Origin of the sequence: Paraburkholderia unamae (genome assembly GCF_003096875.1) — a bacterium.
In the GTDB taxonomy this organism is placed as follows: domain Bacteria; phylum Pseudomonadota; class Gammaproteobacteria; order Burkholderiales; family Burkholderiaceae; genus Paraburkholderia; species Paraburkholderia unamae.
The window spans coordinates 36,913-58,909 of sequence record NZ_QEOB01000040.1; the positions used below are offsets into that span (position 1 = coordinate 36,913).

General features: G+C 62.2%; 19 protein-coding genes and 1 pseudogene. 6 read left to right on the top strand and 14 right to left on the bottom strand.

The features are described 5' to 3' along the window. Positions 1 to 27: 27 nt before the first annotated feature. Genes C7402_RS43205 through C7402_RS43220 form a run of 4 tightly spaced genes read left to right on the top strand, consistent with a single transcriptional unit; the run spans position 28 to position 5,486 of the window. Positions 28 to 1,098 (top strand): cytochrome c oxidase subunit II, encoded by a 1,071-nt coding sequence (locus C7402_RS43205; protein ID WP_208949095.1) that lies wholly within the window; start codon positions 28 to 30, stop codon positions 1,096 to 1,098. Position 1,099: 1 nt separating this feature from the next. Then, positions 1,100 to 3,748 (top strand): cytochrome c oxidase subunit I, encoded by a 2,649-nt coding sequence (ctaD, locus tag C7402_RS43210; protein WP_116614893.1) that lies wholly within the window; start codon positions 1,100 to 1,102, stop codon positions 3,746 to 3,748. Beyond that, positions 3,745 to 4,167 (top strand): cytochrome C oxidase subunit I, encoded by a 423-nt coding sequence (locus C7402_RS43215; RefSeq protein ID WP_112177827.1) that lies wholly within the window; start codon positions 3,745 to 3,747, stop codon positions 4,165 to 4,167. The genes ctaD and C7402_RS43215 overlap by 4 nt, the downstream gene beginning before the upstream one ends. Beyond that, complete coding sequence (locus C7402_RS43220) at positions 4,164 to 5,486, top strand: c-type cytochrome (RefSeq protein WP_244315081.1); 1,323 nt, start codon at positions 4,164 to 4,166, stop codon at positions 5,484 to 5,486. The genes C7402_RS43215 and C7402_RS43220 overlap by 4 nt, the downstream gene beginning before the upstream one ends. A 59-nt stretch (positions 5,487 to 5,545) precedes the next feature. Here C7402_RS43220 and C7402_RS43225 read toward each other — a convergent pair whose 3' ends face one another. The 4 genes from C7402_RS43225 to C7402_RS43240 form a co-directional block, all read right to left on the bottom strand. Beyond that, positions 5,546 to 5,833, bottom strand: coding sequence for a hypothetical protein (locus C7402_RS43225; RefSeq protein WP_112177828.1), 288 nt, complete (start codon positions 5,831 to 5,833; stop codon positions 5,546 to 5,548). Between the two features lie 122 nt (positions 5,834 to 5,955). Beyond that, the gene (locus tag C7402_RS43230; protein WP_112177829.1) at positions 5,956 to 7,746 is read right to left on the bottom strand and encodes a glycoside hydrolase family 15 protein; all 1,791 of its coding nucleotides are present in this window, start codon (positions 7,744 to 7,746) and stop codon (positions 5,956 to 5,958) included. Positions 7,747 to 7,814: 68 nt separating this feature from the next. Continuing rightward, positions 7,815 to 9,611, bottom strand: a complete 1,797-nt coding sequence (locus tag C7402_RS43235) for a thiamine pyrophosphate-requiring protein (RefSeq protein ID WP_112177830.1) — start codon at positions 9,609 to 9,611, stop codon at positions 7,815 to 7,817. Between the two features lie 461 nt (positions 9,612 to 10,072). Continuing rightward, positions 10,073 to 10,795, bottom strand: coding sequence for a PIG-L deacetylase family protein (locus C7402_RS43240; RefSeq protein ID WP_112177831.1), 723 nt, complete (start codon positions 10,793 to 10,795; stop codon positions 10,073 to 10,075). A gap of 452 nt (positions 10,796 to 11,247) precedes the next feature. Between C7402_RS43240 and C7402_RS43250 the strand changes: the two genes are divergently transcribed. After that, a complete protein-coding gene (locus C7402_RS43250) occupies positions 11,248 to 12,354 on the top strand; it encodes an enolase C-terminal domain-like protein (protein WP_116614895.1) in 1,107 nt (368 codons plus the stop codon). Positions 12,355 to 12,369: 15 nt separating this feature from the next. Here C7402_RS43250 and C7402_RS43255 read toward each other — a convergent pair whose 3' ends face one another. Further along, the gene (locus C7402_RS43255; RefSeq protein ID WP_112177834.1) at positions 12,370 to 13,398 is read right to left on the bottom strand and encodes an SDR family oxidoreductase; all 1,029 of its coding nucleotides are present in this window, start codon (positions 13,396 to 13,398) and stop codon (positions 12,370 to 12,372) included. 144 nt (positions 13,399 to 13,542) lie between these two features. Then, positions 13,543 to 14,859 (bottom strand): DNA topoisomerase IB, encoded by a 1,317-nt coding sequence (locus tag C7402_RS43260; protein WP_116614896.1) that lies wholly within the window; start codon positions 14,857 to 14,859, stop codon positions 13,543 to 13,545. A gap of 224 nt (positions 14,860 to 15,083) precedes the next feature. Here C7402_RS43260 and C7402_RS48240 point away from each other — a divergent pair. After that, positions 15,084 to 15,194, top strand: a pseudogene (locus C7402_RS48240) (pyridoxamine 5'-phosphate oxidase family protein); the annotation flags it as partial. On the opposite strand, the gene C7402_RS48245 reads toward C7402_RS48240, so the two are convergent. The 8 genes from C7402_RS48245 to C7402_RS43300 form a co-directional block, all read right to left on the bottom strand. Beyond that, positions 15,154 to 15,624: an SDR family oxidoreductase gene (locus C7402_RS48245; RefSeq protein ID WP_309252026.1), complete on the bottom strand. Its 471-nt coding sequence runs from the start codon at positions 15,622 to 15,624 to the stop codon at positions 15,154 to 15,156. The pseudogene C7402_RS48240 and the gene C7402_RS48245 overlap by 41 nt on opposite strands. 216 nt (positions 15,625 to 15,840) lie before the next feature. Beyond that, positions 15,841 to 16,566 carry an NAD(P)H-dependent oxidoreductase gene (locus C7402_RS43275; protein ID WP_341869291.1) on the bottom strand — a complete coding sequence of 242 codons (726 nt, stop codon included), beginning with the start codon at positions 16,564 to 16,566 and terminating at the stop codon, positions 15,841 to 15,843. A 41-nt stretch (positions 16,567 to 16,607) separates the two neighbouring features. Further along, positions 16,608 to 16,859, bottom strand: a complete 252-nt coding sequence (locus tag C7402_RS46630; RefSeq protein WP_133254653.1) for a hypothetical protein — start codon at positions 16,857 to 16,859, stop codon at positions 16,608 to 16,610. 31 nt (positions 16,860 to 16,890) lie between these two features. Then, the gene (locus C7402_RS43280; protein WP_244315082.1) at positions 16,891 to 17,181 is read right to left on the bottom strand and encodes a hypothetical protein; all 291 of its coding nucleotides are present in this window, start codon (positions 17,179 to 17,181) and stop codon (positions 16,891 to 16,893) included. A 159-nt stretch (positions 17,182 to 17,340) separates the two neighbouring features. Beyond that, a complete protein-coding gene (locus C7402_RS43285) occupies positions 17,341 to 17,805 on the bottom strand; it encodes a flavin reductase family protein (RefSeq protein WP_208949093.1) in 465 nt (154 codons plus the stop codon). 207 nt (positions 17,806 to 18,012) lie between these two features. Further along, entirely contained in the window at positions 18,013 to 19,920 is a 1,908-nt protein-coding gene (locus tag C7402_RS43290) for an AMP-dependent synthetase/ligase (protein ID WP_116614897.1), read from the bottom strand. Next, positions 19,917 to 20,705 (bottom strand): enoyl-CoA hydratase/isomerase family protein, encoded by a 789-nt coding sequence (locus tag C7402_RS43295; RefSeq protein ID WP_112177838.1) that lies wholly within the window; start codon positions 20,703 to 20,705, stop codon positions 19,917 to 19,919. Before C7402_RS43295 ends, C7402_RS43290 begins: the two co-directional genes overlap by 4 nt. 8 nt (positions 20,706 to 20,713) lie before the next feature. Further along, positions 20,714 to 21,904 carry an LLM class flavin-dependent oxidoreductase gene (locus C7402_RS43300; RefSeq protein ID WP_224042680.1) on the bottom strand — a complete coding sequence of 397 codons (1,191 nt, stop codon included), beginning with the start codon at positions 21,902 to 21,904 and terminating at the stop codon, positions 20,714 to 20,716. Between the last annotated feature and the right edge of the window lie 93 nt (positions 21,905 to 21,997).

Consider the following 21,997-nt stretch of genomic DNA (forward strand, 5'->3'; position numbering starts at 1 on the left):
GCGTTCGATGCAGGAGTTGCAGCCATGATGCCAGGCACGCCGCGCCAACCGTTTCGCGCGTTTGCCTCGGTGGGGCTCGTCGCTTGCATAAGTCTCGGCAGTTTCTCCTTAGACTGCCGCGCCGAAACTCCGCTTGCTTATTTTCTCCACAGTGCCGGCCCGGCGTCCCGGCCCGTGCAAATTCTCGACTGGGCTCTCGCCGCGCTCTGCGTGGGGGTGTGCATTGTGATCGCGGCGCTGCTCTACGCGGCGATCCACCGCAAGCACCGCGCAAGGATATCAGCCGATTCACACTTGTCGCAGGCGCACGTCGCCGACGAACGCGGCGAACGTCTCGCAAACCGCATCGTCGCGATCGGCACGGCGATCTCCTCGGTGCTGCTGCTGGCTGCGCTCGTTGGCATGCTGCGCGTGCTGGCCGCCGTGGCCGATCCGCCGGTCGCGCCCGCCCTCATCGTAACCGTCACGGCTTATGACTGGTGGTGGAAAGTGACCTACGAGACGCCCGACGGCACGCGCTTCGCAACGGCAAACGAAATCCATATGCCCGCCAGCGAGCCCGTGCGCATCGATCTGCAAAGCGCCGACGTCGTGCACGCATTCTGGGTGCCGGCGCTCGCGGGCAAGACCCAGGCGATTCCCGGCCAGGTCAATCATCAATGGCTCGATGCGGACTCGCCCGGCGTGTGGCGTGGGCAATGCACGCAGTTCTGCGGTCCACAGCACGCGCACATGGCCATGGAAGTGGTGGCACAAGCGCCCGACGACTTCGCGCGCTGGCTAGCCTCCCAGGCGAGGCCCGCCGCACCCGCGCAAGAAGGAGGCGCCGCGCAGCGCGGCGAAAAGCTCTTCGTGGCGCTCTGCGCTGGCTGTCACGCCATTCGCGGTACGCAGGCGAACGGCGCGCAGGGGCCCGATCTCACGCACCTCGCCTCGCGTCGTCTGATCGCGGCGGGCACGCTCGCCAATACGCCCGCCAACCGGCTCGATTGGGTCGCGCATGCCCAGCAACTCAAACCCGAATCGCTGATGCCCGACATTGCCCTCACCCCCGCCGAGGCGAGCGACCTCGGCGCGTGGCTCGACACGCTCCAGTGACATGAACGACATCCCGGTCTCCTCTTCCGCTGATAGCGCCCCGGAACGCCCGGCACATCTGCCTGGCACGCGAATTCCGGGACGCCCGCGCGCGGGCCGCCTGTCGCGCGTGCCCGAAACAGGCGTGGCGCCGCTGGACGAAGAAACGTTGCGCCGCCTCAAAGAGACATGGGAGACGAGCCCCGGCTGGCGCGGCTGGCTCTCGACGGTGGACCACAAGACCATAGGCTTGCGCTACCTCGTCACGGCATTTGTGTTCCTCGTGCTGGGCGGTGTGGAGGCCCTCATCATGCGTGTGCAGCTCGCGCGCCCCAATGAAACGCTCCTCACGCCTCAGCAATACGATCAGCTCTTCACGATGCACGGCGTAACGATGATTTTTCTCTACGCGCTGCCCGTGCTGAGCGGTTTTTCGAACTACCTCTGGCCGCTCGTGCTTGGCTCCCGCGACATGGCGTTCCCGCGCCTGAACGCACTCTCATACTGGGTATTTCTCGGCGCGGGCCTCCTGCTGTATGCGAGCTTTCCCGCGGGCCAGGCCGCCAATGCCGGCTGGTTCAACTATGTGCCGCTTTCCACTGCTGCCTACGACCCAGGGCCCAATATCGACGTCTACGCGCTAGGCATGGTGCTGCTCGGCGTCTCCACGACGGTTGGCGCGGCCAACTTCGTCATCACCTTCTTGCGCATGCGCGCCAGTGGCATGTCGATCGCGCGCCTGCCCATACTCGTCTGGGGCACGCTCACGGCCTCCGGCGCCAACCTGCTCGCGGTGCCATCAGTAAGCCTCGCGTTCTTCATGCTCTGGCTCGACCGCAATGCCGGCACGCACTTCTTCGACACCAGCGCCGATGGCCGTCCGCTGCTCTGGCAGCATCTCTTCTGGATTTTCGCGCACCCATGGGTCTATGTGGTCGTGCTGCCCGCCATGGGCATCGTCTCCGACGCACTGCCCACCTTCTGCCGACGCCCCATCGTCGCATATACAGCCGTTGCGCTCTCAACTGTCGCGACCATGCTGGTGGGCTTCGAAGTCTGGCTCCATCACATGTTCGCGACTGGGCTGTCGCCGCTCGCGCTGGCATTCTTCGGCGCGGCCAGCATGGTAATTTCGGTGCCTAGCGCCATCGCCGTATTCGCGTGGATCGCCACCATCTGGACCGGCAAACCAGTATTCAAGACGCCGTTCTATTACTTCGCGGGCTTCGTGCTGATGTTCACGGTGGGTGGCGTGTCGGGCGTGATGACCGCCGCTGTGCCGCTCGACTGGCAACTCACTGACACCTACTTCGTCGTGGCCCACCTTCACTACGTGCTGCTGGGGATCAACGTGTTTCCCGTGCTCGGCGGCGTTTCCTACTGGTTCCCAAAGTTCACCGGTCGGCTCATGAACGAGCGCTTCGGCAAATGGACTTTCTGGATAACCTTCATCGGCTTCAATCTCGGCTTCTTTCCCATGCATATCTCGGGGCTGCTCGGCATGCCGCGCCGCGTCTACACCTATCCCGAGGGTATGGGTTGGGACACAGCCAACCTGCTCACGAGCGTCGGCGCCTTCGTGTTCGCAACCGGTATAGCCATGTTCATCGGCAATGCGCTCGTAAGCGCCAGACGCGGCGCGCGCGCCGGCGCGAACCCGTGGAACGCCGCAGGTCTGGAATGGTCCACTTCATCGCCACCACCGCCCTACAATTTCGCGATCCTTCCGAGCGTACGCTCGCGCGATCCTCTCTGGCAGCCTGACGCCAATATCCCGAGGCGGGGCTACCTGCTCCACCGGGGCCGCGAAGCGTTGGGCGTGACGCCGCTCATGGGCGATCCCGACGTCATCCTCAAGATGCCCGAGGACAGCTATGCGCCCTTCGTGCTGGGCGTGGCCTCAACCCTCGTGTTCGTAGGCCTGCTGTTGCATTCCGGTTCAATCACGGCGCTCGCCGGCGCGATCTGCGCGCTCTCCCTGATCGCGTGGCTGTGGCCGCAACGCTCGCTTGGCCAGCGCGAACCGTTCTCACCGCAAAGCGCGGTGGCCGCCGAATCAGGTGCCACGCAAAGCGAAGACGAAACCCTAGCGCTGCCTGTGGGCAGCGCGGGCGAACATGCTGGCGGGTGGTGGGGCGTCTTCACGCTCATCATCACGGAAACCGCACTGTTCGGTTTCCTGATCTTCTCGTATCTCTACCTCGCCTCACAAAGCGCGCAGCCGTGGCCGCCTGAAGGGCCGCCGAAGCTCGGCATGAGCAGCCTGAACACCGTATTGCTGCTGTTGAGCAGCGTGTTCGTGTGGCTCGCGGGCGCTTTCGTACGGCGTGCACGGTCATGGCCCGCGTTCTGGTCGATGTTCGTCGGCATCGCGCTCGGCGTGGCATTCGTGATCATCCAGTTCTTCGAGTGGCACGACAGGCCCTATGGCCTGGCTACGAATCTCTATGGTTCACTCTACTTTACGATCACGGGCTTTCACATGGCGCACGTGATGGCCGGTCTAATAATGCTCACCTGCCTCGCCGTCTGGGTGGCACGCGGCTATTTCGATGGCAGACGCGACGCCGCGCTCACCATTGGCGGCCTGTACTGGCACTTCGTCGACGTGGTGTGGCTGTTCATTTTTTCCGTGCTCTATCTCTCGCCGTACTGGATGCGGGGTCGATGATGCCGCTTGCCGCTCAACCGCCCGCCACCACGCCCACGCTCGCCCAGCACGTGGCGATGTGGTACGGCCTGCTCGGCGTGCCGCTCGTTTGGGCGGGGCATGTGCTGCTTTGCCAGACGCTCGTCGAGACCGCATGCTTCGGCGGCGTTGCACAGATCAATGCCCAGCCGTGGCACTCCGTACGTTGGGTACTCCCGCTGGTTTCCGGCGCGGCATTCGCGCTCGCGCTCGGCGGATCGCTGCTGGCACGGCGCGTCTGGCACGCGAGCGCGGCGCTGCATTCGCCGCAGCACGACACGTTCCGCTTTCTTGCGTGGAGCAGCACCGCCGTTGCGGTGGCGTTCACGATCGCCCTGGTCTTCACGATTTCGGTGCTCTTCGTGTTGCCGCTTGAGCGCCTGTGCGGAGTGCTGCAATGAAGGCGCCCGCATACAGGAAAACGGTGCTGACTGCGCATCTCGCGGCATACGCAGCCATGTTCGCCCTGCTTGCCGGCTGCCACCAAGACAGTGAGCTCGCTACGACGAAGCCCCTTCCTGACGCCGCACAAATCTCCCTCGGCGAAAGACTCGCCAAGGCTGGCGATTGCGCGTCCTGCCACGACTCCGCGAAGCGCGAGCCGTTTGCCGGCGGGCTCGCCGTGAACTCGCCGTTTGGGCCTATTTACGCGAGCAACATCACGCCGGACACTACGTATGGCATCGGCAACTACACGCCCGAGCAGTTTGCGGCGGCGTTGCAACGCGGTGCGGCGCCTGGCGGCAAGCGCCTTTATCCGGCCATGCCTTATCCTTCGTTCGCAGCGCTCGATCCGCGCGACGTCAACGCGCTCTACCAGTACTTCATGTACGGCGTGAAGCCCGTGGCGAACGCCGCGCCGCAAACGCATCTGCCGTTTCCGTTCAACCAGCGCTGGGTGATGATGTTCTGGCGTCTCGCCTTCGCGCAGCACGGCCTCTTCAAGCCCGATCCCGAACGCTCTGCGCAGTGGAATCGCGGTGCGTGGCTCGTGCAGGGACTCGGGCACTGCGGCGCGTGCCACACGCCGCGCGGGCCAGCCTTCAACGAAATGGGCTATACCGAACGCAGCCCGCTTTACCTTACAGGCGGCGTGATCGATCACTGGTATGCGCCAAACCTCACGGGCGACCCCGGGGGCGGCCTCGGCCGCTGGAGCGCCAACGAAATCGCGGCCTTCCTGCGCGACGGCCATAACGACCGCGCTTACGCGTTCGGCGCAATGGCGCCCGTGGTGGGCGCCAGCACTCAATACATGAGCGACGACGACCTGCACGCCATCGCCACCTATCTGAAGTCGCTCCCCGTGCACGAAGCAAGCGGGCAGTATGCGGATTCGGCGGCTGCGCGCGCCTCAACCATGGCGGCCCTGCGCGGCGGCATGCCGGAACGGCCGGGCGCGGGGCTTTATCTCTCGTACTGCGCAAAATGCCACGCCGCGGACGGCTCCGGCACGCAGAACAAGGCGCCGCCGCTTGCGGGCAGCTCGATTGCACTCTCCTCCAATCCGACGAGCCTGCTGCGCCTTATCGTTGAAGGCAGCGAGAGTCCGCAGACAAACGGCGCCGCCGAGCCACTCAAGATGCCCGCGTTTCGCGCGCACTTCACGGACAGCGAGGTCGCCCAGGTGGCCAGCTTCGTGCGCGGTGCATGGGGCAACAACGCCTCGCCGGTGGCCCCCGCCGAGGTCACACGCCTACGCGAGGCAATTCATCGCTAGAGGCGCGCGACGGGTATCTTGCAACGACGCTACCGCCGCTGCCGCGCGCCCTCAAATGCTTACTGCCCCTTGGTGTCGCTGCTAGCGTCCGCGCCAGGCGTGTTGGTCGTATCGTTCATCGACTTCTTCGCGTGTGTCTTTTTCTGAGTATGATGCATGGGCTTAGGCGCGGTACCCATGCTGGCGGAATTCGCCCCGGCGTCCGGAGGCTGAGTGCCGGTCGCCCCAGCGTTTCCCGTGCCGCTGCCGCCTCCCCCCCCACCGGCCGAACCTTGCGCGAGCGCGAAACCTGACGCAGCAAGCGCGACGCTAACGAGCACAGGCTTGAGATATTGACGTGACTTCATGATGGACTCCTCGTCGTGTGGAAGAGAATGCGGCCAGCGGGTCTGGGATCCTCCGTACGCAGTGCTCCTACAGCGCACGTGACGTGCCAGACGTTCGCGTGGCGTCCCTGTTGCTGGACCTGTTAGCCTCCGCTGCGATGACCCTTTGTCGAGCCGCTCAGCAGCAATGCTGTCTTGACGACGGCGAGATGACTGAGCGCCTGCGGGAAGTTGCCCGCCAGCGTGCGCGCGCGGACGTCGTATTCTTCCGCGAACAAACCCACGTCGTTAGCGACGGCGAGCACGCGCTCGAACTGGGCGCGGGCGTCGCTCTCGTCTCCGCGCAGATACAGGCAATCCGCCATCCAGCAGGAGCAGGCGAGAAACGCGCCTTCTTCCGGCGCTTCGCCCTCGCCGCGTCGCCAGCGACGAATCAGTCCGTCTTCGCCCAGTTCGGCGCGAACCGCATCGATCGTCGCTGACATACGCGGGTCATCGACCCGCATGAAGCCCATCAACGGCATGAGCAGCAGGCTCGAATCGAGCCCGGTCTCGCCGTAGCTACGTATGAATGCACCGCGCCGGGCGTCCCAGCCGCGTGTGCAGACTTCCTCATAAAGCGTGCGCTGCAAGCGCTCCGCGCGTTGCACCATCGCGTCGCCTGCGCCTGGCCCGTCTTCACACCAATGCTTGATGAACCGGTCGAGCGCGACCCAGATCATCACGCGCGAAGTCGTGTAGTGGCGCGGTTCGCCGCGGGTCTCCCAGATCCCGGAGCCTTGCCTTTCGCTGTGATCGAGTAGCCAGCTGACAATACGCTCCTCGAGCACGGCTTCTTCGGGCGCCGCCCGGATGCCCGCCCGACGCGTGAGATAGAGGCAATCGAGCGCTTCGCCGAAGACGTCCGGCTGATACTGCGTGGCAGCGGCGTTGCCAAAGCGAACGGGACGCGCACCGTGCCAGCCTGCAAGCGACTTGATATTGCGTTCGGCGGGCACGCGCCGCCCGTCCACGTCATACATGATATGAATGTGCGAGCGCGAAGCGCCTAGCGTACGCAACAACCAGTCGCGCCACGCTCGCGCCTCCTCGTGGAAACCCGCTTCGAGCAGCGCTTCCAGCGCGAAGCTCGCGTCGCGCAGCCAGCAGTAACGATAGTCCCAATTCAGGCAGCCACCGGGCAGCTCCGGCAGCGAAGTCGTCGGCGCCGCGACCATTGCGCCGCTTGGGCGATAGATCAGCGACTTGAGCGTGAGCAGCGAGCGCCGCACGGGTTGCGGCCACAGCGTGCGGCTGTCGTCGAAGCGCTCGATCCAGCGCCGCCAGTGACGCTGCGCGTCGTGTAGCGCCGGAATTGCCGATGCGGGATCGACCACTGCGGTATCGCCGTGGCTTAGGCTGAAAGCCACACGTTCGCCTGCATGAACCGTGAACACGGCTTCGATGAGGCACTCGTCCCGGCTTTCGAGCTTGGCGTCGCTGCGCAGGTTCATTGCGCCACAACCTGTTTGCAACATTACTGAGGTCGTCTGGCCGCCGCGATCATGCGCAACCGCATTGCCATCGCCATACGGGCGCAGCAGCAAGCGCATATGCATTGCGACGCTGCCTTCGCAACCTTCAATGATGCGCACGAGGCACGGCGTCGTAGTCTCGACCGCCATGAAGTCGATTGCAAGCACGCTGCCGCCTTCACATTCGAAGCTGGTTTCGACAACGAGCGTATCCGCTTGATAACATCGGCTCGCGCGACGCGGCGGCTCGGCCGACGCAATGCGCCAGAGACCATCGCCCTCGCAACCCAGCATCGAGGCAAAGCAGGGATCGCTGTCGAAGCGCGGCCAGCATAACCAGTCTATCGAGCCATCGCGGCCCAGGAGCGCGGCACAACGACCGTCTGCAAGGAGCGCGTAATCTTCGATGCTGCGTGTCATGGTCATACGCGTGAACTGTGCGCCCCGCCGCCAACGCGCTCAAAGCACATCGAGAGCGGGCATCGCACTCAGGACTTCTTACCGGGAATGACGCTCGCCATCACCTGGCGTGCCGTGTTCGCAATCATGCTGCGCTCGGCCGGGTCGCCCTCCATCAAGGTCCGTGCGAAGTGGCGCGCCTGCTCGAGCGTCACATGCGGCGGCAGCGGCGGCACTTCGGGGTCCGTCTTGACTTCGATTACGACAGGTCGGGACGCCGTCAGCGCCTGCTCCCACGCTTCGCCAAGACGCTCCGGATCGTCGACATAAATGCCGGTGAGCCCCACTAGCTCGGCAAAACGGTGGTAAGGGACGTTGGGAATATCCTGCGAAGCCTCGAATTTCGGGTCGCCTTGCATAACGCGCTGTTCCCACGTCACCTGATTCAGATCTTCGTTGTTGAACACCACGCAGATCCAGCACGGGTTTTCCCACTGGCGCCAGTATTTCGCGACCGTCACAAGCTCTGCCATATTGTTCATCTGCATCGCGCCGTCGCCCACCAATGCGATGACCGGCCGCTGTGGATGCGCGAACTTGGCCGCAATAGCATAGGGAACCGCCGCACCCATCGATGCGAGGCCGCCGGAGAGCGAGCACATCATGCCACGGCGGATCTGGAGGTCCCGCGCGTACCAGTTTGCGCATGATCCGGAATCACTTGTAACTATCGCGCCGTCTGGCAGCCGCGGAGAAAGTTCTGTCACCACACGCTGCGGATTGACCTTGCCACCCGTTGCCGCGCGCGCGCGCTCTTCGAGGACACGTTGCCAGCGCTCGCCCGCATGGATAATACGGTTGCGCCAGCTGGCGGCCTCCTTCTGTTCAAGCAGCGGCAACAGCGCGCGTAGCGTCGCCGCGCTGTCGCCCACCAGGCTCACGTCCATCGGATAGCGCAAGCTGAGCATGCCCGCGTCGATGTCGATCTGTACCGCCCGCGCCTCGCCCTCCTTCGGCAGGAATTCCGAGTAGGGGAAGCCGGAGCCGACCATCAGCAAAGTGTCGCAGGCCGACATCATCTCGTCCGTCGGCTTCGTACCAAGCAAACCGATGCTGCCCGTCACCCATGGAATATCGTCAGGGACGGCCGCCTTGCCGAGCAGTGCTTTCGCCACGCCTGCGTGCAGGCGCTCGGCAACGGCGATGACCTCGTCGGTTGCGTGCAGGGCGCCCGCGCCGACAAGCATGGCCACACGATGTCCAGCGTTGAGAACCTCAGCGGCACGCCGCAGGTCTGCCTCGCGGGGCACGACTTCAGGCGCGGCGTATCCCACGCCCGAGTGCGCGGTGCCATGCTTGCGCGCAGGCGGCTCGTATTCAAGCTCCTGCAAGTCATTGGGCAGCACCATGGCGGTTACAGTGCGCCGGGAAAGCGCGATACGCACTGCGCGATCCACGACGTGTCTCACCTGCCCCGGCACGCTCGGCTGCTGTATATACGAGCCCGCCACGTCCTTAAACATCGAAACGAGATCGAGCTCCTGCTGGTAATGCGCGCCGAGTGCGGCGCGCGCCTGCTGACCCGCAATGGCGAGCACTGGCATATGGTCCATGCGTGCATCGTACAAGCCGGTGAGCAGATGGCTCGCGCCGGGGCCGGAAGTGGCGATGCACACACCCAATTCGCCAGTGAATTTGGCGTGTGCGCTCGCCATGAACGCCGCCATTTCCTCGTGACGGGCCTGCACGAACTCGATCTTGCCGCGCGCACGCTGAAGCGCGCCGAACATGCCGTTGATGCCATCGCCAGGATAGCCGAAGATGCGTCGCACGCCCCATTCATATAGACGCTCGATAATGAAGTCGCTTACCGTGTTCGTCGCCATTTGCCTTTCTCCCGTATATGATGGGCCCGAATCCGACACTATCGACAGGTCCACCTGAAGCCTGCCGCGCAAACGCCGCACCCGGTTCAGAATCTGACCATCAGGGCGAGCAAACACCAAAGGCGCGTGACAACTATCGATTCAAAGATGGACACGCAACACCGGCTTACACCAATCGAACCGCCGGCCGTCGAGGCTGCGGCGCGGCATCAAAGCGGTCGGAACGCAACGCCCTGTTCATCGGCGCGAGCGCCGAATACGAGTGCCGACTGGGCTTCTGGCTTGCCGCCCTAGGCAGCACCGCGTGCGGGTACGTGCGCGGCGGCGGGCTAGCCGGGCACATATGCGTCAGTGCGACGCGAACTGACGCCTGGTGCGCGCCGCATCGGGGAGCGATTTGGATGCTGCGTCGCCTGCTCGCCCGGCCTCGGCTCATGACCGCTGCGCCCCGCGCAAGAACGCTATGCCCGGGTTACGCGCCAGTAGCGCTCGGGTTTTGCCAGATCGGCCGGAAAACGTGCGTCAAAAGCGCGTAGCTGACTTGCATACTCAAGGATGGCCAGGCGCTTGGCCGTGAGCGCGCGTGCGGCGAGCCGTGCCGGGCGCCAGGTTTCGTCAAGTGGTGTGACGTGCAGCCCTGCTGCTTCGAGTTCGGCCAACCGCTTTGCCACCACGCCGCGCGTCGTGCGATGAATTGCCTCCTCGTAAGCGATACAGGACTCCAACCCGCCAGTGCACAGCAGGAGTTCCCACGCCTTGCCCACGCACATGTGGTCCGGGTGACGCACGCCCAGCGGCGCCACGAACGCTTCGTCGCCCGCACGCATAGATTCGCAGTGCTTTTTAACTTCCTCTGCAAGCGTGGCGACATCAGGCAGTCGACCATATTGACCGTCCAGGAACGGCAACCGCAGCGCTCGCGCGCCGCAGTGCTCAAGGGCACGATTGTCCTCGCGACAGCGTTCGTCCAATGCTTGCGTCGAATTGCCGAAGCCCGCCGCGCGATCCCACTCCGTATGCTGTGGATGGTCTGGAGCCCCAGCGAATACGGTACAGACGCATGCTCCCGGATACCCAGCGAGCAGCGCGGCACAGCCAAAGACTGCGTCGTCGAGATGGGGAGAGACGACGAACAGCGCAGAACTTGCGCCCGCCATTGCGCCTCGCTGACGATCAAAAGACATTGCGGCCTCCTCTTTCCGCCCCGCCAAACACCACTGTCAGGGCCGCCCGCTCTCAGACAACTTCTTCGCCATACCCCGGTATCGCGACTCCGAGCATGCATACCCAGCGTAGAGTTCGGTGCCCGTCGCGCCGCACGTGACACGCGCAACTCTGGTGCCCATGGGCGCTCTCCCCGGGTATTGGAGCCCAGGCATGGGGCATGCGCGACGGAAGCCGCCCGTCGCGCTGCAATATTCACGAACCTGCGCAGAGGAGCTAAGACCATGAAGACGATCATTACCCTACGGGCGCGCTGCACGGTGCAGGCGAGGCCGGGCATCGGAACGTGCGGCCCGGACTCGCAGATCCAGCGCATTCGCGCGAACTCGTCAAGTTGCGAGAGGCAAGCGCGACCTGACGCCGCCGATGAGGGCCACCGTGCGAGCCACTTCCATGTTTTGCAAGACAAGCCATGGGCGGTGGCGTGAACGCGTCGCGTGTTACCAGGCTCGAAGCCCGCGCCTTTGCGATCCCCACTGACAGCCCCGAGGCTGACGGCACCATCGCGTGGCGCTCGACCACTCTCGTGCTCTGCGAGATCGACGCGATCGGCTTCACGGGTATCGGCTACACCTATGCGCATGCGAGTGCCGCGTCGCTAATAGGCACTGTGCTGGCCGACGCGGTGCACCGCTACGACGTTTTCGACATTGCTCGCATCAACCTTCAGATGCAGCGCGAAGTGCGAAACATCGGCCGTCCGGGTCTCGCTGCCTGCGCAATTTCCGCCGTCGATTCCGCGCTCTGGGACCTCAAGGCGAAAGCGCTTGGCTTGCCGTTGTGCGTGCTGCTCGGCATGCAGCGCGAAAGCGTGCCTGTCTATGGTAGTGGCGGATTCACAACCTACGACATCGATACATTGCAGCGCCAATTGGGCGGTTGGGTGAATGACGACGGCTGCGAGTGGGTCAAGATGAAAGTCGGATCGAGCCCACGCAACGACCCTGCGCGCGTGGAAGCAGCGCGCCAGGCGATTGGCAGCGCCGGTCTGTTCGTCGATGCCAACGGCGCATACGAGTTCAAGGAGGCGCAACGTCTTGCCGAATACTTTGCGACTCAGGGTGTGCAGTGGTTCGAAGAACCGGTGTCCTCGGACGACCACAGCGGCCTAGCCGCACTGCGAGCCGGGCTTCCTCCGGGCATGGCACTCGCGGCGGGCGAGTACGGCTATACCGCGGACGATTTCCGCGCGTTGCTCGATATGCGCGCCGTAGACGTGCTGCAGGTCGACGCAACGCGCTGTTGCGGCATCAGCGGATTTCTCCAGGCCGACGCGCTGTGCGATGCCTGGCATGCGCCGCTTTCTGCCCACTGCGCTCCCGCATTGCATTTGCATGTGGCATGCGCGGCACGACGCCTGCAACACATCGAATGGTTCCACGACCACGCGAGAATCGAGGGCATGTTATTCGATGGCGCACCGCAACTGCGTGGTGGCCAGATTGCGCCCGACCTTACACGGCCGGGCAACGGACTCGCATTCCGGCATGCCGATGGTCAACGCTTTGCCCTTAACTGAACAGGTGCTAACCTTTCATCGAAGGCACGCCCGCACCTGCCTGCGCAGGCGTCCGAACGCCATCGCGAGTCCTAAGAGGCCGAGCGCCACCCCGCCCATTACAGCATGAACGTGCCGCTCAGTGAAAAGCGGTACGAACCCGTCTTGTGCTTCGTCGTCGAAGCGCCCGTGCGCGCCAAAGTCTCCCGCGACGGGCATGTATAGATTCTCCGGCGCATCCGCCGGGCGCGGCGCATCAGTGAGCTGACCGCGGTATCCGGCTCGCGCGAGATAGTGATCGACAAGACCCGGTGCCAGAAGGTCGGCGACAATCGCGCGCGACGTAGACCAGCCGAGCCAAAGCGTACGCCGACGATGCTCTGCCGCGAAGCGTATCGCGCGGGCAGCCACCTCCGGTTGGTAGACGGGTGCGACCGGCCGCGCGCGCCGCCCGGTGCGATTAGCTGCCCAATCAAACTGCGGCGTATTGATAGCCGGCAGATCAACGAGCGAAAGCCGTATTTCGAGTCCGTCGTGGATCAGTTCCGAGCGCAAGGCATCCGTGAAACCGCGTACTGCGAACTTCGCACCGCAATAAGCGGATTGCAGAGGCACAGCGCGCGATGCGAGTGCCGATCCAACGTTGACGATGGCGCCACGATTGCGCTGGCGCATACGTGCTAGCGCCGCCATCGTGCCATAGACCTGGCCCAGATAGGTCACCTGCGTTGCTCGCTCGAAATCGCGGGCAGACAGCGCTGAGACCGGGGCGAATACTGTCGCCATTGCTACATTGACCCATACATCGATCTCACCGAGTTCGCGTTCAATGCGCCCTGCTGCCGCATCGACGGCCTGTGCATCGGCCATGTCAACCGGCACCGCCAAGGCGCCAACGCCTCGTAGCGCCTCCAGCTGCTCGGCAAGACGCACGACGCGCTCAGGCTCACGCGAGAGCAGCGCCACGTCATAGCCGGCGCGCGCGAACTCTTCGGCGCAGGCGCGGCCGACACCCGCGCCTGCGCCCGTAACGACGACGACCCTGCGGGCCGGCGCCTTGGGCATGAGATGCGTTCCCACGGGACCTCCAGAATGACTAAGGGCAGAGAACACTGCGACGCATCGTGCATGCCTGGATGGCTCGCGCCTGGCAACTTAAAGCGAAGCTGCCTGGGATAGGACAGCAAATGCTCCCCTCAACAGGGCAACTCAAACGGCTGTCACTGCTGTCCGCGAGCGCACCCGAGCTAGCTTCTTCGCCGCAGAGGGCCGCGCGGGCTGGGACAATGTGCCGCTCGCTTCGGGCTCCTGCGTCTTGGCCGCTTTACCTTGCACTCCGTGCCTTGGTCCGCTAGCCCGCGCTTTCCGCCTCGACTGCTCCAGCAAAGCTGCGAGGCTCGCACCACCCCGCTCGTCTTTGTTCTCCTGGCGCAATGCCTTGCGCGCGCGGCCTCTTGCATCTCTATTGAGAAAAACGACCAACGCGGCTTCGTCAGCACTGAGCCTACTGCGATGCACGGAAGGGAGCGCCTGCGCCAAGGCGCCCGCTTCGAATGCTTCGAGCACCGCCGGATGGACATAGCACTTGCGGCAGACCGACGGCGTATTACGCAGAAGTTGTGAGACCTGTTTGATGGTTTCCACGACGTGTGCGCGGGCCTGTGTCACCGTCGTCCATTCCAGCTTGCTCAGGGCCGAGAGCGCGAACACGCTGCCAGCCCATGTGCGATAGTCCTTCGCAGTAAATTCGGCAGCCGTGATCTCATGCAGATAGTCGTTGATGTCCGACGAATTGACAGTATGTGCGGCCCGATCGGCATCAAGATACTGGAAAAGGTCCCGACCGGGCAGTTCCATGCAGTGTCGAACGACCCTCGCAATGCGCGCATCACTGACAGCGACGTCGTGCTCGATACCGCTCTTGCCGCGAAACTTGAAGCGCAGTTGCTCAGATGAAACTTTCAGATGACACTTCCGCAGTGTCGTCAGGCCATACGAGCGATTTTCCCGCGCGTACTCCTCACTGCCCACGCGAATCAGAGTGATATCGAGAAGGCGGACGACCGCAGCCAATACCTTGTCTCGCGGCATGCCGTCGAGCATGAGGTCGCGCGCCACCCGCGCGCGCAATTTCGGCAACGCAGCGCCAAATGCCAGCATGCGCTCGAACTTGGTCGCGTCGCGCGTTTCACGCCAGCGCGGATGATAGCGGTACTGCTTGCGCCCACGGGCATCACGGCCCGTCGCCTGCAAATGACCGCGCGCATCGGGACAGATCCAGACGTCCGTGTACGCAGGCGGGATGGCCAGCGCGTTGATGCGGCGAATCTCTGCGTCGTCCTGAATGCGGGCGCCTTGTGTGTTGTAGTAAGCGAAGGTGTCGCCGACGCGTTCGCGTCTATAACCCGGACGCGAATCGTCGACGTAGCGCAGACCCGGAGGCGCGGACTCCGTGCGCGATATGGCGACCCCGCTCCCCGTGCTGTGACGTTTTCGGCTTACTGATCTTGTACGAACTGTCGCCACGACTCGCCCCGAGAGAGCCTTATTGCGATCCGATGCGCAATCGCCGTGCCGATAGCCTTGCTACGTGCAGTATCGGCGTATCGGCGTTTGCCGGACTCCACGCTTCTACCCGCTTGCTGGATTTCGATGTGGTACTTACGGCATTGGGCATCCGTTGTGCGCTTTCCATGGTTCCTGCTTCGTCACGAATAAGCCCAATGAACCTCGACCGGATCTACACGCAGATGTGGTTGTATCTCACTACCGCTGCCAGCGAAGACGATCAGCCATTCAAGCTAATGCAGGCGGCAACGATTAGCTTGGATGGCGCTCCCAATGTTCGAACCGTCGAGCTTCGGCGCGTGAACGAACAGCAGAACGTGATCGCATTCCACACCGACTTGCGTTCCCCAACACCACATCAAGCCTTCCGTTGTCGCGCTGGATACGATCGTAGAGTCGATCAAGGTCGGCGAGATTGCTCGCGTCCCCCTGCACGCCGACGGCACCGTTCCCGATTTCTTCGACCGCCTCGTCCAGACGAGTTTGTCTACGTCCGGTGATATAAACCTTCGCGCCTTCGTCTGCGAAGAGTCTGGCGCTGGCAAGGCCAATGCCTTCGCTGCCGCCGGTGATTGCCACAACCTTGTTCTCGAATCGTCTTGCCATATTCGTTCTGATTCCCGTGCCGCCAACCCGGGCAAGGCCACGCAAAGCCTTGTCAAGCAAGGAGTTGCGGGGGATTTTCATATTTCGCTGGATGGGCAGAAATAACCAACACCACATCGGCCCGTTTGGGATGGGCCAGGATGAATCCTCCAGGCTTGCATGTCTCGCAGAGTTGGTCCGGCCGTGCGCCGAGCGAAGGATGGAAGCGAACCACCTTCATCCCTAACGTACGAAAAAATCCGCTTCTTGACGGCACCCCGAAAGCGTCACAGCGACAGTCATCATTCGTTTGCTTGCTCTCATGCGACCCCGCATAAATTCTCAGGATCCGCGTCAGATAGACCCGTCTCGCGCCGCGTCGGCGGGAGCGAGCGGGTAAAGATACTCATCGAATTCGTCGAGCGAACGGAACGAAAGCGTTTGACGCGTCTGCCAGTTCTTGACGTCCTGCTCGAATCGCTTCAGCACATCGGCGCGCTCCAGTTCGCTGATGTAAGGAACGTGGTAGCCGAAGAACGGCTTCAACACGTCGAATCCCACATAGGCCAACGTGCCGCGAAACAGATGCGTCAGCATGATGTCGATTTCATCATGCACGGCGTCCTTGCCGAACATATGCGGACGACCGCCGAGCGTCGCGGTCACCCACGCACGCTTGCCCTTCAAGCCACCGCGATCGTAAAAGCGCATGCCGCCATAAAACTGGCCCGAGAGAAATACGCGGTCGATCCAGCCCTTCAGGATCGCGGGCGTCGAGAACCAGAAGATAGGGAAATTCAGGATCACGAGGTCCGCCCACAGGACGTTTTCGACTTCCTCGATGATGTCCGGCGACAGCGTTCCGCCTATGCGTCCCGCACGCTGCTCCTTAGCGTACACAAGATAGCCCGGATCCTCACGCGTACCGAAGTCTGTTGAACTTGCAACGGGATTGAATCCCTTCGCATATAGATCGGATGTGCGCACCTCGTGGCCCAAATCGATCAGGACCTTCTGCGCTGCATGAAACATCGACGAAGTGAACGACTTGGGCTCCGGATGCGCATGTACCAGGAGCACCCGTCGCCGCGTTCCTTCTTCCTGCATAGACATAATTTTCCTCATCTATGAATAACTACGGATACCGAATTGAAATTATGAAAAGGAGGGATCGCTTCATTCACTTCACCTCCCGGATGTGCTGCGCTATTGGCAACCGCCGATGTGAAGCATGTGCCTATGGTCAGCCCCCCCCAATCCTGATAAAACAGGACCGGATCGCCCATTTTGTCCACCGTCGCCGAAGTCAGCGCCGAGCGATCCTCACGCTGCTGGACCTTCAACCGCTTCCCGGCCGCGCCATTCGTCAACACGAGGCCATCGAGGCCAACCTCAAGCAGGCGGTTACACGTATAGCATCATGACCGGTTCGCTTGCGGCCACCTCCTCGTCGTTAGACGCTGCCAGTACGCCCGCGTTACCCGCCGCGAGGTGCACGGTAATTCCCGGGGACGGATGCGTTTCACGATAAGCCTTTACGTCGTCGAGAATCAGGTTGATCGTCGTGGCCTTGTAGCCGGTCGGGAACAGATGAACCGCCGTCATGCTGCATTCCGCTTTTATGAAGTCCTTCATACGGTCCACGTCGACCGACACCGCACCGTAGTTCTCGGAGTCGATCGGAACGACGTTCATCTTCGGATAGTGCGCGTCGTATCCATGGTTAGCGGCGTCGCGCAGTTCGATTGGACCGACACCATTGACCCGTATAAGCGCCTATAGTCCGGCGGATTGCCGCGATGCTGATCCGGGGAGAGTGAGGTATAGGTGTGCAACGAGCAAAACCCTGGCGTTTCAGGCCTCCTTCTGCAGCAGCCGATGATAAGCGCGCCCGTGATACACCAGCCCCGATCTCGAGGAACCAAGATGCACCGCCTGCACGGCGCAGAAGAAAACCGTGTGTGTGCCGATGTCGATGCTTCGGTCCACCGTGCAGTCGAGACTCGCAGCCGCAGTTGCCAGCACCGGCGCACCTGTGACGAGACGGATCCACTTGGCGTACGTGAAGCGCTCGGTCATCTGGACATCCCCTTTGCCCGCGAAGATCGGTGCAAGCTCCTCATGCTCATGGGAAAGAACGTTGATGCAGATGATGCCCGCCGTGCTGAAGTGGCCATATTGACGGCTGGACCGGCCTATGCAAACGAGCACCGTAGCAGGGTCGTCGGTCACGGAGCAGACTGCGGACACCGTCATGCCGACATCGCCCGAAGGTGTCGTAGTGGTGATGATATTCACCGCAGCTCCGATACGGGCCATGGCCTCCCGGAAGGTAGTGCGGTCAGGGGAAAGTGCTATCACGGCTGTATCTCTCTCGGTTGACGCAACGGTGCTGCGGCTTCATGACCCCAGCGCCACAGGGACTTCCATGCAGCAACGCAGTGAAGTACTCGTGGCGTTGCACCAGTCATGGCCAGCGCCGCACCGTCAGTGGGTTCTCGCTGCCAGTTGCGCTGCTGGCGCCTCTTATTGCTGGTGAACAGAAGCTGCCGGCCCTGAACCGGCAAGCTGCTCTTTGATCAACTGCTCTTCGGCATCGTCGTAAAGACCGGCAATAATGCTCTCGTAGCGTGCCATCAGCGGCTTGCGGCGCTTCTTGCGCGTTGCGGTCATCACCCCGTTTTCCGGTGTGAGTTCCTCGGGCAATATCCTGAATGCCTTGATCTGCTCTGCCCGCGCCAACTTCGCATTGGCTTTTTCCACTTCTGCGCGGATCAGGTCGATAACGATCGCCGAGGTGGCCAGGTCAGCGTAGCGTGTGACCGAAGCGTCGCGCGTCCTGGCCCAGTCCATGGTGAGCGTGCCGTCGACTTCGATCAACGCCGTCAGATACTTGCGCCCTTCGCCAATCACCATCGCCTCCGTAATGTATGGGCTCTCGCGAAGTTCGTTTTCGATCTGAACCGGGCTAATGGATTTGCCGGCGGCGGTGTTAATAAGCTCTTTCTTTCGGTCGATCAGCTTGTATGAACCGTCCGCGCCCACGTCCACGATGTCGCCGGTATGCAGCCAACCGTCCCGCAACGCGGAGTTCGTTTCAGCTTCCTTATTCCAGTAGCCGATGAACAGTCCCGGACCCCGAACGATCATTTCCCCGTCCGGCAACACGCGTGTTTCCCATGCGGCGTCGTCAAGCGGCACACCGGAGTTTCCAGGCCTCGACCAGTCACTCACCTGCGCGAGGTTTCCGCCGACCATCTCCGTTTGCCCGTAATTCTCTTTCAGGTTGACGCCCCACAATTGGAACAGCGTGACGACCTCGGGTGGCACTGGAGCGGACGCCGTATACGGATAGCGTAAATCGTCGAAGCCGATTCTGGCCAGCAAGGGCTTGAAAATAAGCTCGCGGCAGATGGTGTAGAGTTGTTCCTTGAATGGGTCGCTGCTGCCTGCGTCCAATCGATCGGCCAGTACTTCCCGAGCTATGCCAAGTGCGAGCTTGTAGTTTCTCTGCTCGGCTTCAGAGCAGCCATTCACATGGTTGATGATCTGGGTCGCGAACTTCTGATAGAAGCGCGGCGGCGCCATATAGGAGGTCGGTCTGACTTCCTGAATGCACTTCGCGAAATCGGCCGACACGTCGACGAAGTAAGATACCGTCTTCGCCATCAACGGCAGCGTCATGGCCTGAATGCGCGCCACCGTGTGCGAAAGCGGCAGATGGATCACCATGCGCTGCGGCTCGGACAGAATCGCCGGACAGAAGGTCGGCCACGTGAACGCGCCCGCCAGCATCGACAGATGCGTCAGCATCGCACCTTTGGGCGCCCCCGTGGTTCCCGAGGTGTAACCCAGGCTCACCAGGTCCGTCGACTTCGCAAGCTCGGACTGCTCACGTAGATAAGCGACTTCGTCCCCAGCAAAATGCAAGGCGAACTCGGCAAGTGAAACGACATTCGTACCGGTTTCGCCAGGCGCGCTCTTCCAGCCCGGATCGAGCACCACGATTTTGAGGAGCCTGTGGGACGTATCGGCCGCTTCCATAATCCGAAGCTGTTCAGCGCTTCCGGCAAAAGCGAGTCTTGCCCCTGAATCCTCCAGGTAGTAGCGGACCTCCTCGACCGACGCGGTGAAATAAACGCCTACCGTGACCGCTCCCGAGCAGATCGTCGCCATATCGGCGATGACCCACTCCTGGGATACGTCGCCCATGATGGCAATCCGTTCGCCTCTTGCTACACCGACCTCCCTGAGCGCGGCAGATACGGAACAGACTGCGTTCGCATAGCCTTTCCAGGTGGTTGGTATCCACTCTCCGGCACGCTTCTGAAAGAAGGCGTTTGCCTCGGCGTTGCTCTTCACCCGCTCGATCAGCAAGGCCGGAATAGTGGTGGTGGCGAACTGACTGCCCGAAGTCCACGGTGCCGCGGTCATTTGTAGTTGTCTCCAAAGCGCTTGCGCTTTTCGGCGAACGAAGCTACCGCTTCGCGGCGCTCGGGGGAATTGAAAGTTAGAGTTTCCAGAGCGGTCGACGTATCGAGAAGCAGGTGGGCATTCTGCTTGACGAGCTTGTTGACGCAGTATTTCGTCCAGACGACCGCATCGCGCGGACCGCTCGCGAGCAGTTCCGCGTAATCGATAGTCGCCTCCAGCAGCTTGTCGCTTTCGACGATCTTGTTGATCATGCCCATCGCCAGTGCCTCCTCGGCACTGACGAAGTCGCCCGTCATCAGATAGTGCCGAGCGCGGACCGGCCCGAGAAGAAGCGGCCAGATCACCGCACCACCGTCGCCCGCGACGACACCGGCATTGACGTGCGTATCGGCGAACCGTGCGGTCGGGCTCGCATAAATCATGTCGCAGAACAGCGCGAGTGTGGCGCCCAGACCCACGGCGACGCCATTGACCGCCGCCACGATCGGCACCTCGACCTCGAGCATGTTTCTCACGAGGTGGCGACCACCGCGCGTCGCCGACGGGATATCGCCATTGTCGATCGACTTCTGATCGCCGCCGGAGCAGAAACCGCGGCCGGCGCCGGTCAGAACGATCGCCTTGACCGATTTGTTGTGATCCAGATCGACGAATACCCGTTCCAGCTCGCTGTGCATGTCCCAATTGATAGCGTTCAGGATTTCCGGGCGATTCATCGTGACAATCGCGACACCGGAGGACCGTTGTTCGACATTCAGATACTGATAGCGCGAAGACGTCTTCATACGTAGGTTCATCCTTGAGTTTGCTGCGGGTTGGAGGCCTGCGGGCGCATGGCGCGAATCTTCTCGAGCAACTCGTCCGTTGGGCGGACGATATTGTTGCGATCGTTGAAATGAGGAATCACGTAGCGGCCGACCATCTCGATCGCCGACATGATCTGCTCGTGCGGTACCGAGTCGATATGCAACAGCACCTCGTCAATTCCGAGCTTCTCGTATTGCTCCAATTGACGGATGACGGTATCGGGACTTCCGCACACCGTGGTAGCGGATTCGTTCAGGAGGTAATCCCAGTCCTCGGTAGCACGTTGCATCGAGGGCACGCTTTCCGCCATATACGCATAGTTGTCCGCGAGTTTGGCGAGCCGCGGATAGGCATCGGTCGAGATGCGCGCATAGTTCATGATCGGGCCGGCGTAGATATCCTTGGCCTCCTGGTCGGTTTTTCCGATACCGATGAAGAGCGGCATGCCGGCACGCGGCTTGTGCAACGGTCCGGTCTCATCGCGCTTCCAGCTTTTCCAATAGGTGTCCAGCAGACCCTTCTGCTTTTCCCATCCCTGATAAATGGCATGGCTCATCACCGCAAGGCCTTCCGAGCCAGCCCAAGCGTGGCTGTTCGCGCTGGTTGCGGCAACGCCGAGCACTGGATACGGTTTCTGCAAGGGCTTCGGCACGAGTGACCGGGGGGGCACCTGGTAATACTTTCCTTCGAAGGTGAAAACGTCTTCACGCATCGCTTTGCGCAACAGCGCCATGCCCTCTTCCATCTGCGGCTGGGTTTCATCGGGCGATACGTTGAACGCGCGCATTGCGATCGTTGTGTTGGCGCGACCGCAATACATCTCCATCCGTCCGTTGGAGAGGATGTCGGTTGCCGCCAATCGCTCTGCGGTACGCAATGCGTGATTGATGGCCTTGGGCATCAAGGCCACCGCAGGACGAAGCTTGATTCGCGAAGTGACGGCCGCGAGATAACCAAAAACCACTTCAGGAGCCGAACTCGACACGCCGCCAAGCGCAAAGTGCTGCTCCGACAGAGCAACAAAATCGAATCCCATTTGCTCCGCGAGAAGTGTTTCTCGAACCAGTTCGCGAAGCCTGTTCGAGTAGCTATGCCCGACCTGTGTCTCCTGCTCGGACCAAAAACCGATTTTCAATGGCATTTTCTTTTCCTTGACAGTGATAAGTTGCAAATTCATGGCGAGCGCGAACCGTTTCCGAGGCTCGGTCAGTTTCTTGCCGTTAAACTGTGAACATCACCATGCGCTTGATTTATAAACATCTCTTATAGA

Excerpts from the sequence above, each read along its gene's own strand:
- C7402_RS43225 (WP_112177828.1), bottom strand. The coding sequence starts at position 5,833 with ATGAAGTCACGTCAATATCTCAAGCCTGTGCTCGTTAGCGTCGCGCTT.
- ctaD (WP_116614893.1), top strand. The coding sequence starts at position 1,100 with ATGAACGACATCCCGGTCTCCTCTTCCGCTGATAGCGCCCCGGAACGC.
- C7402_RS43255 (WP_112177834.1), bottom strand. The coding sequence starts at position 13,398 with ATGCCCAAGGCGCCGGCCCGCAGGGTCGTCGTCGTTACGGGCGCAGGC.
- C7402_RS43235 (WP_112177830.1), bottom strand. The coding sequence starts at position 9,611 with ATGGCGACGAACACGGTAAGCGACTTCATTATCGAGCGTCTATATGAA.
- C7402_RS43215 (WP_112177827.1), top strand. The coding sequence starts at position 3,745 with ATGATGCCGCTTGCCGCTCAACCGCCCGCCACCACGCCCACGCTCGCC.
- C7402_RS43295 (WP_112177838.1), bottom strand. The coding sequence starts at position 20,705 with ATGAAGACGTCTTCGCGCTATCAGTATCTGAATGTCGAACAACGGTCC.
- C7402_RS43250 (WP_116614895.1), top strand. The coding sequence starts at position 11,248 with ATGGGCGGTGGCGTGAACGCGTCGCGTGTTACCAGGCTCGAAGCCCGC.
- C7402_RS43230 (WP_112177829.1), bottom strand. The coding sequence starts at position 7,746 with ATGACACGCAGCATCGAAGATTACGCGCTCCTTGCAGACGGTCGTTGT.
- C7402_RS43285 (WP_208949093.1), bottom strand. The coding sequence starts at position 17,805 with ATGGCCCGTATCGGAGCTGCGGTGAATATCATCACCACTACGACACCT.
- C7402_RS43205 (WP_208949095.1), top strand. The coding sequence starts at position 28 with ATGCCAGGCACGCCGCGCCAACCGTTTCGCGCGTTTGCCTCGGTGGGG.
- C7402_RS43290 (WP_116614897.1), bottom strand. The coding sequence starts at position 19,920 with ATGACCGCGGCACCGTGGACTTCGGGCAGTCAGTTCGCCACCACCACT.
- C7402_RS43220 (WP_244315081.1), top strand. The coding sequence starts at position 4,164 with ATGAAGGCGCCCGCATACAGGAAAACGGTGCTGACTGCGCATCTCGCG.
- C7402_RS48245 (WP_309252026.1), bottom strand. The coding sequence starts at position 15,624 with ATGTGGTGTTGGTTATTTCTGCCCATCCAGCGAAATATGAAAATCCCC.
- C7402_RS43240 (WP_112177831.1), bottom strand. The coding sequence starts at position 10,795 with ATGTCTTTTGATCGTCAGCGAGGCGCAATGGCGGGCGCAAGTTCTGCG.
- C7402_RS43300 (WP_224042680.1), bottom strand. The coding sequence starts at position 21,904 with ATGAATTTGCAACTTATCACTGTCAAGGAAAAGAAAATGCCATTGAAA.
- C7402_RS43280 (WP_244315082.1), bottom strand. The coding sequence starts at position 17,181 with ATGAACGTCGTTCCGATCGACTCCGAGAACTACGGTGCGGTGTCGGTC.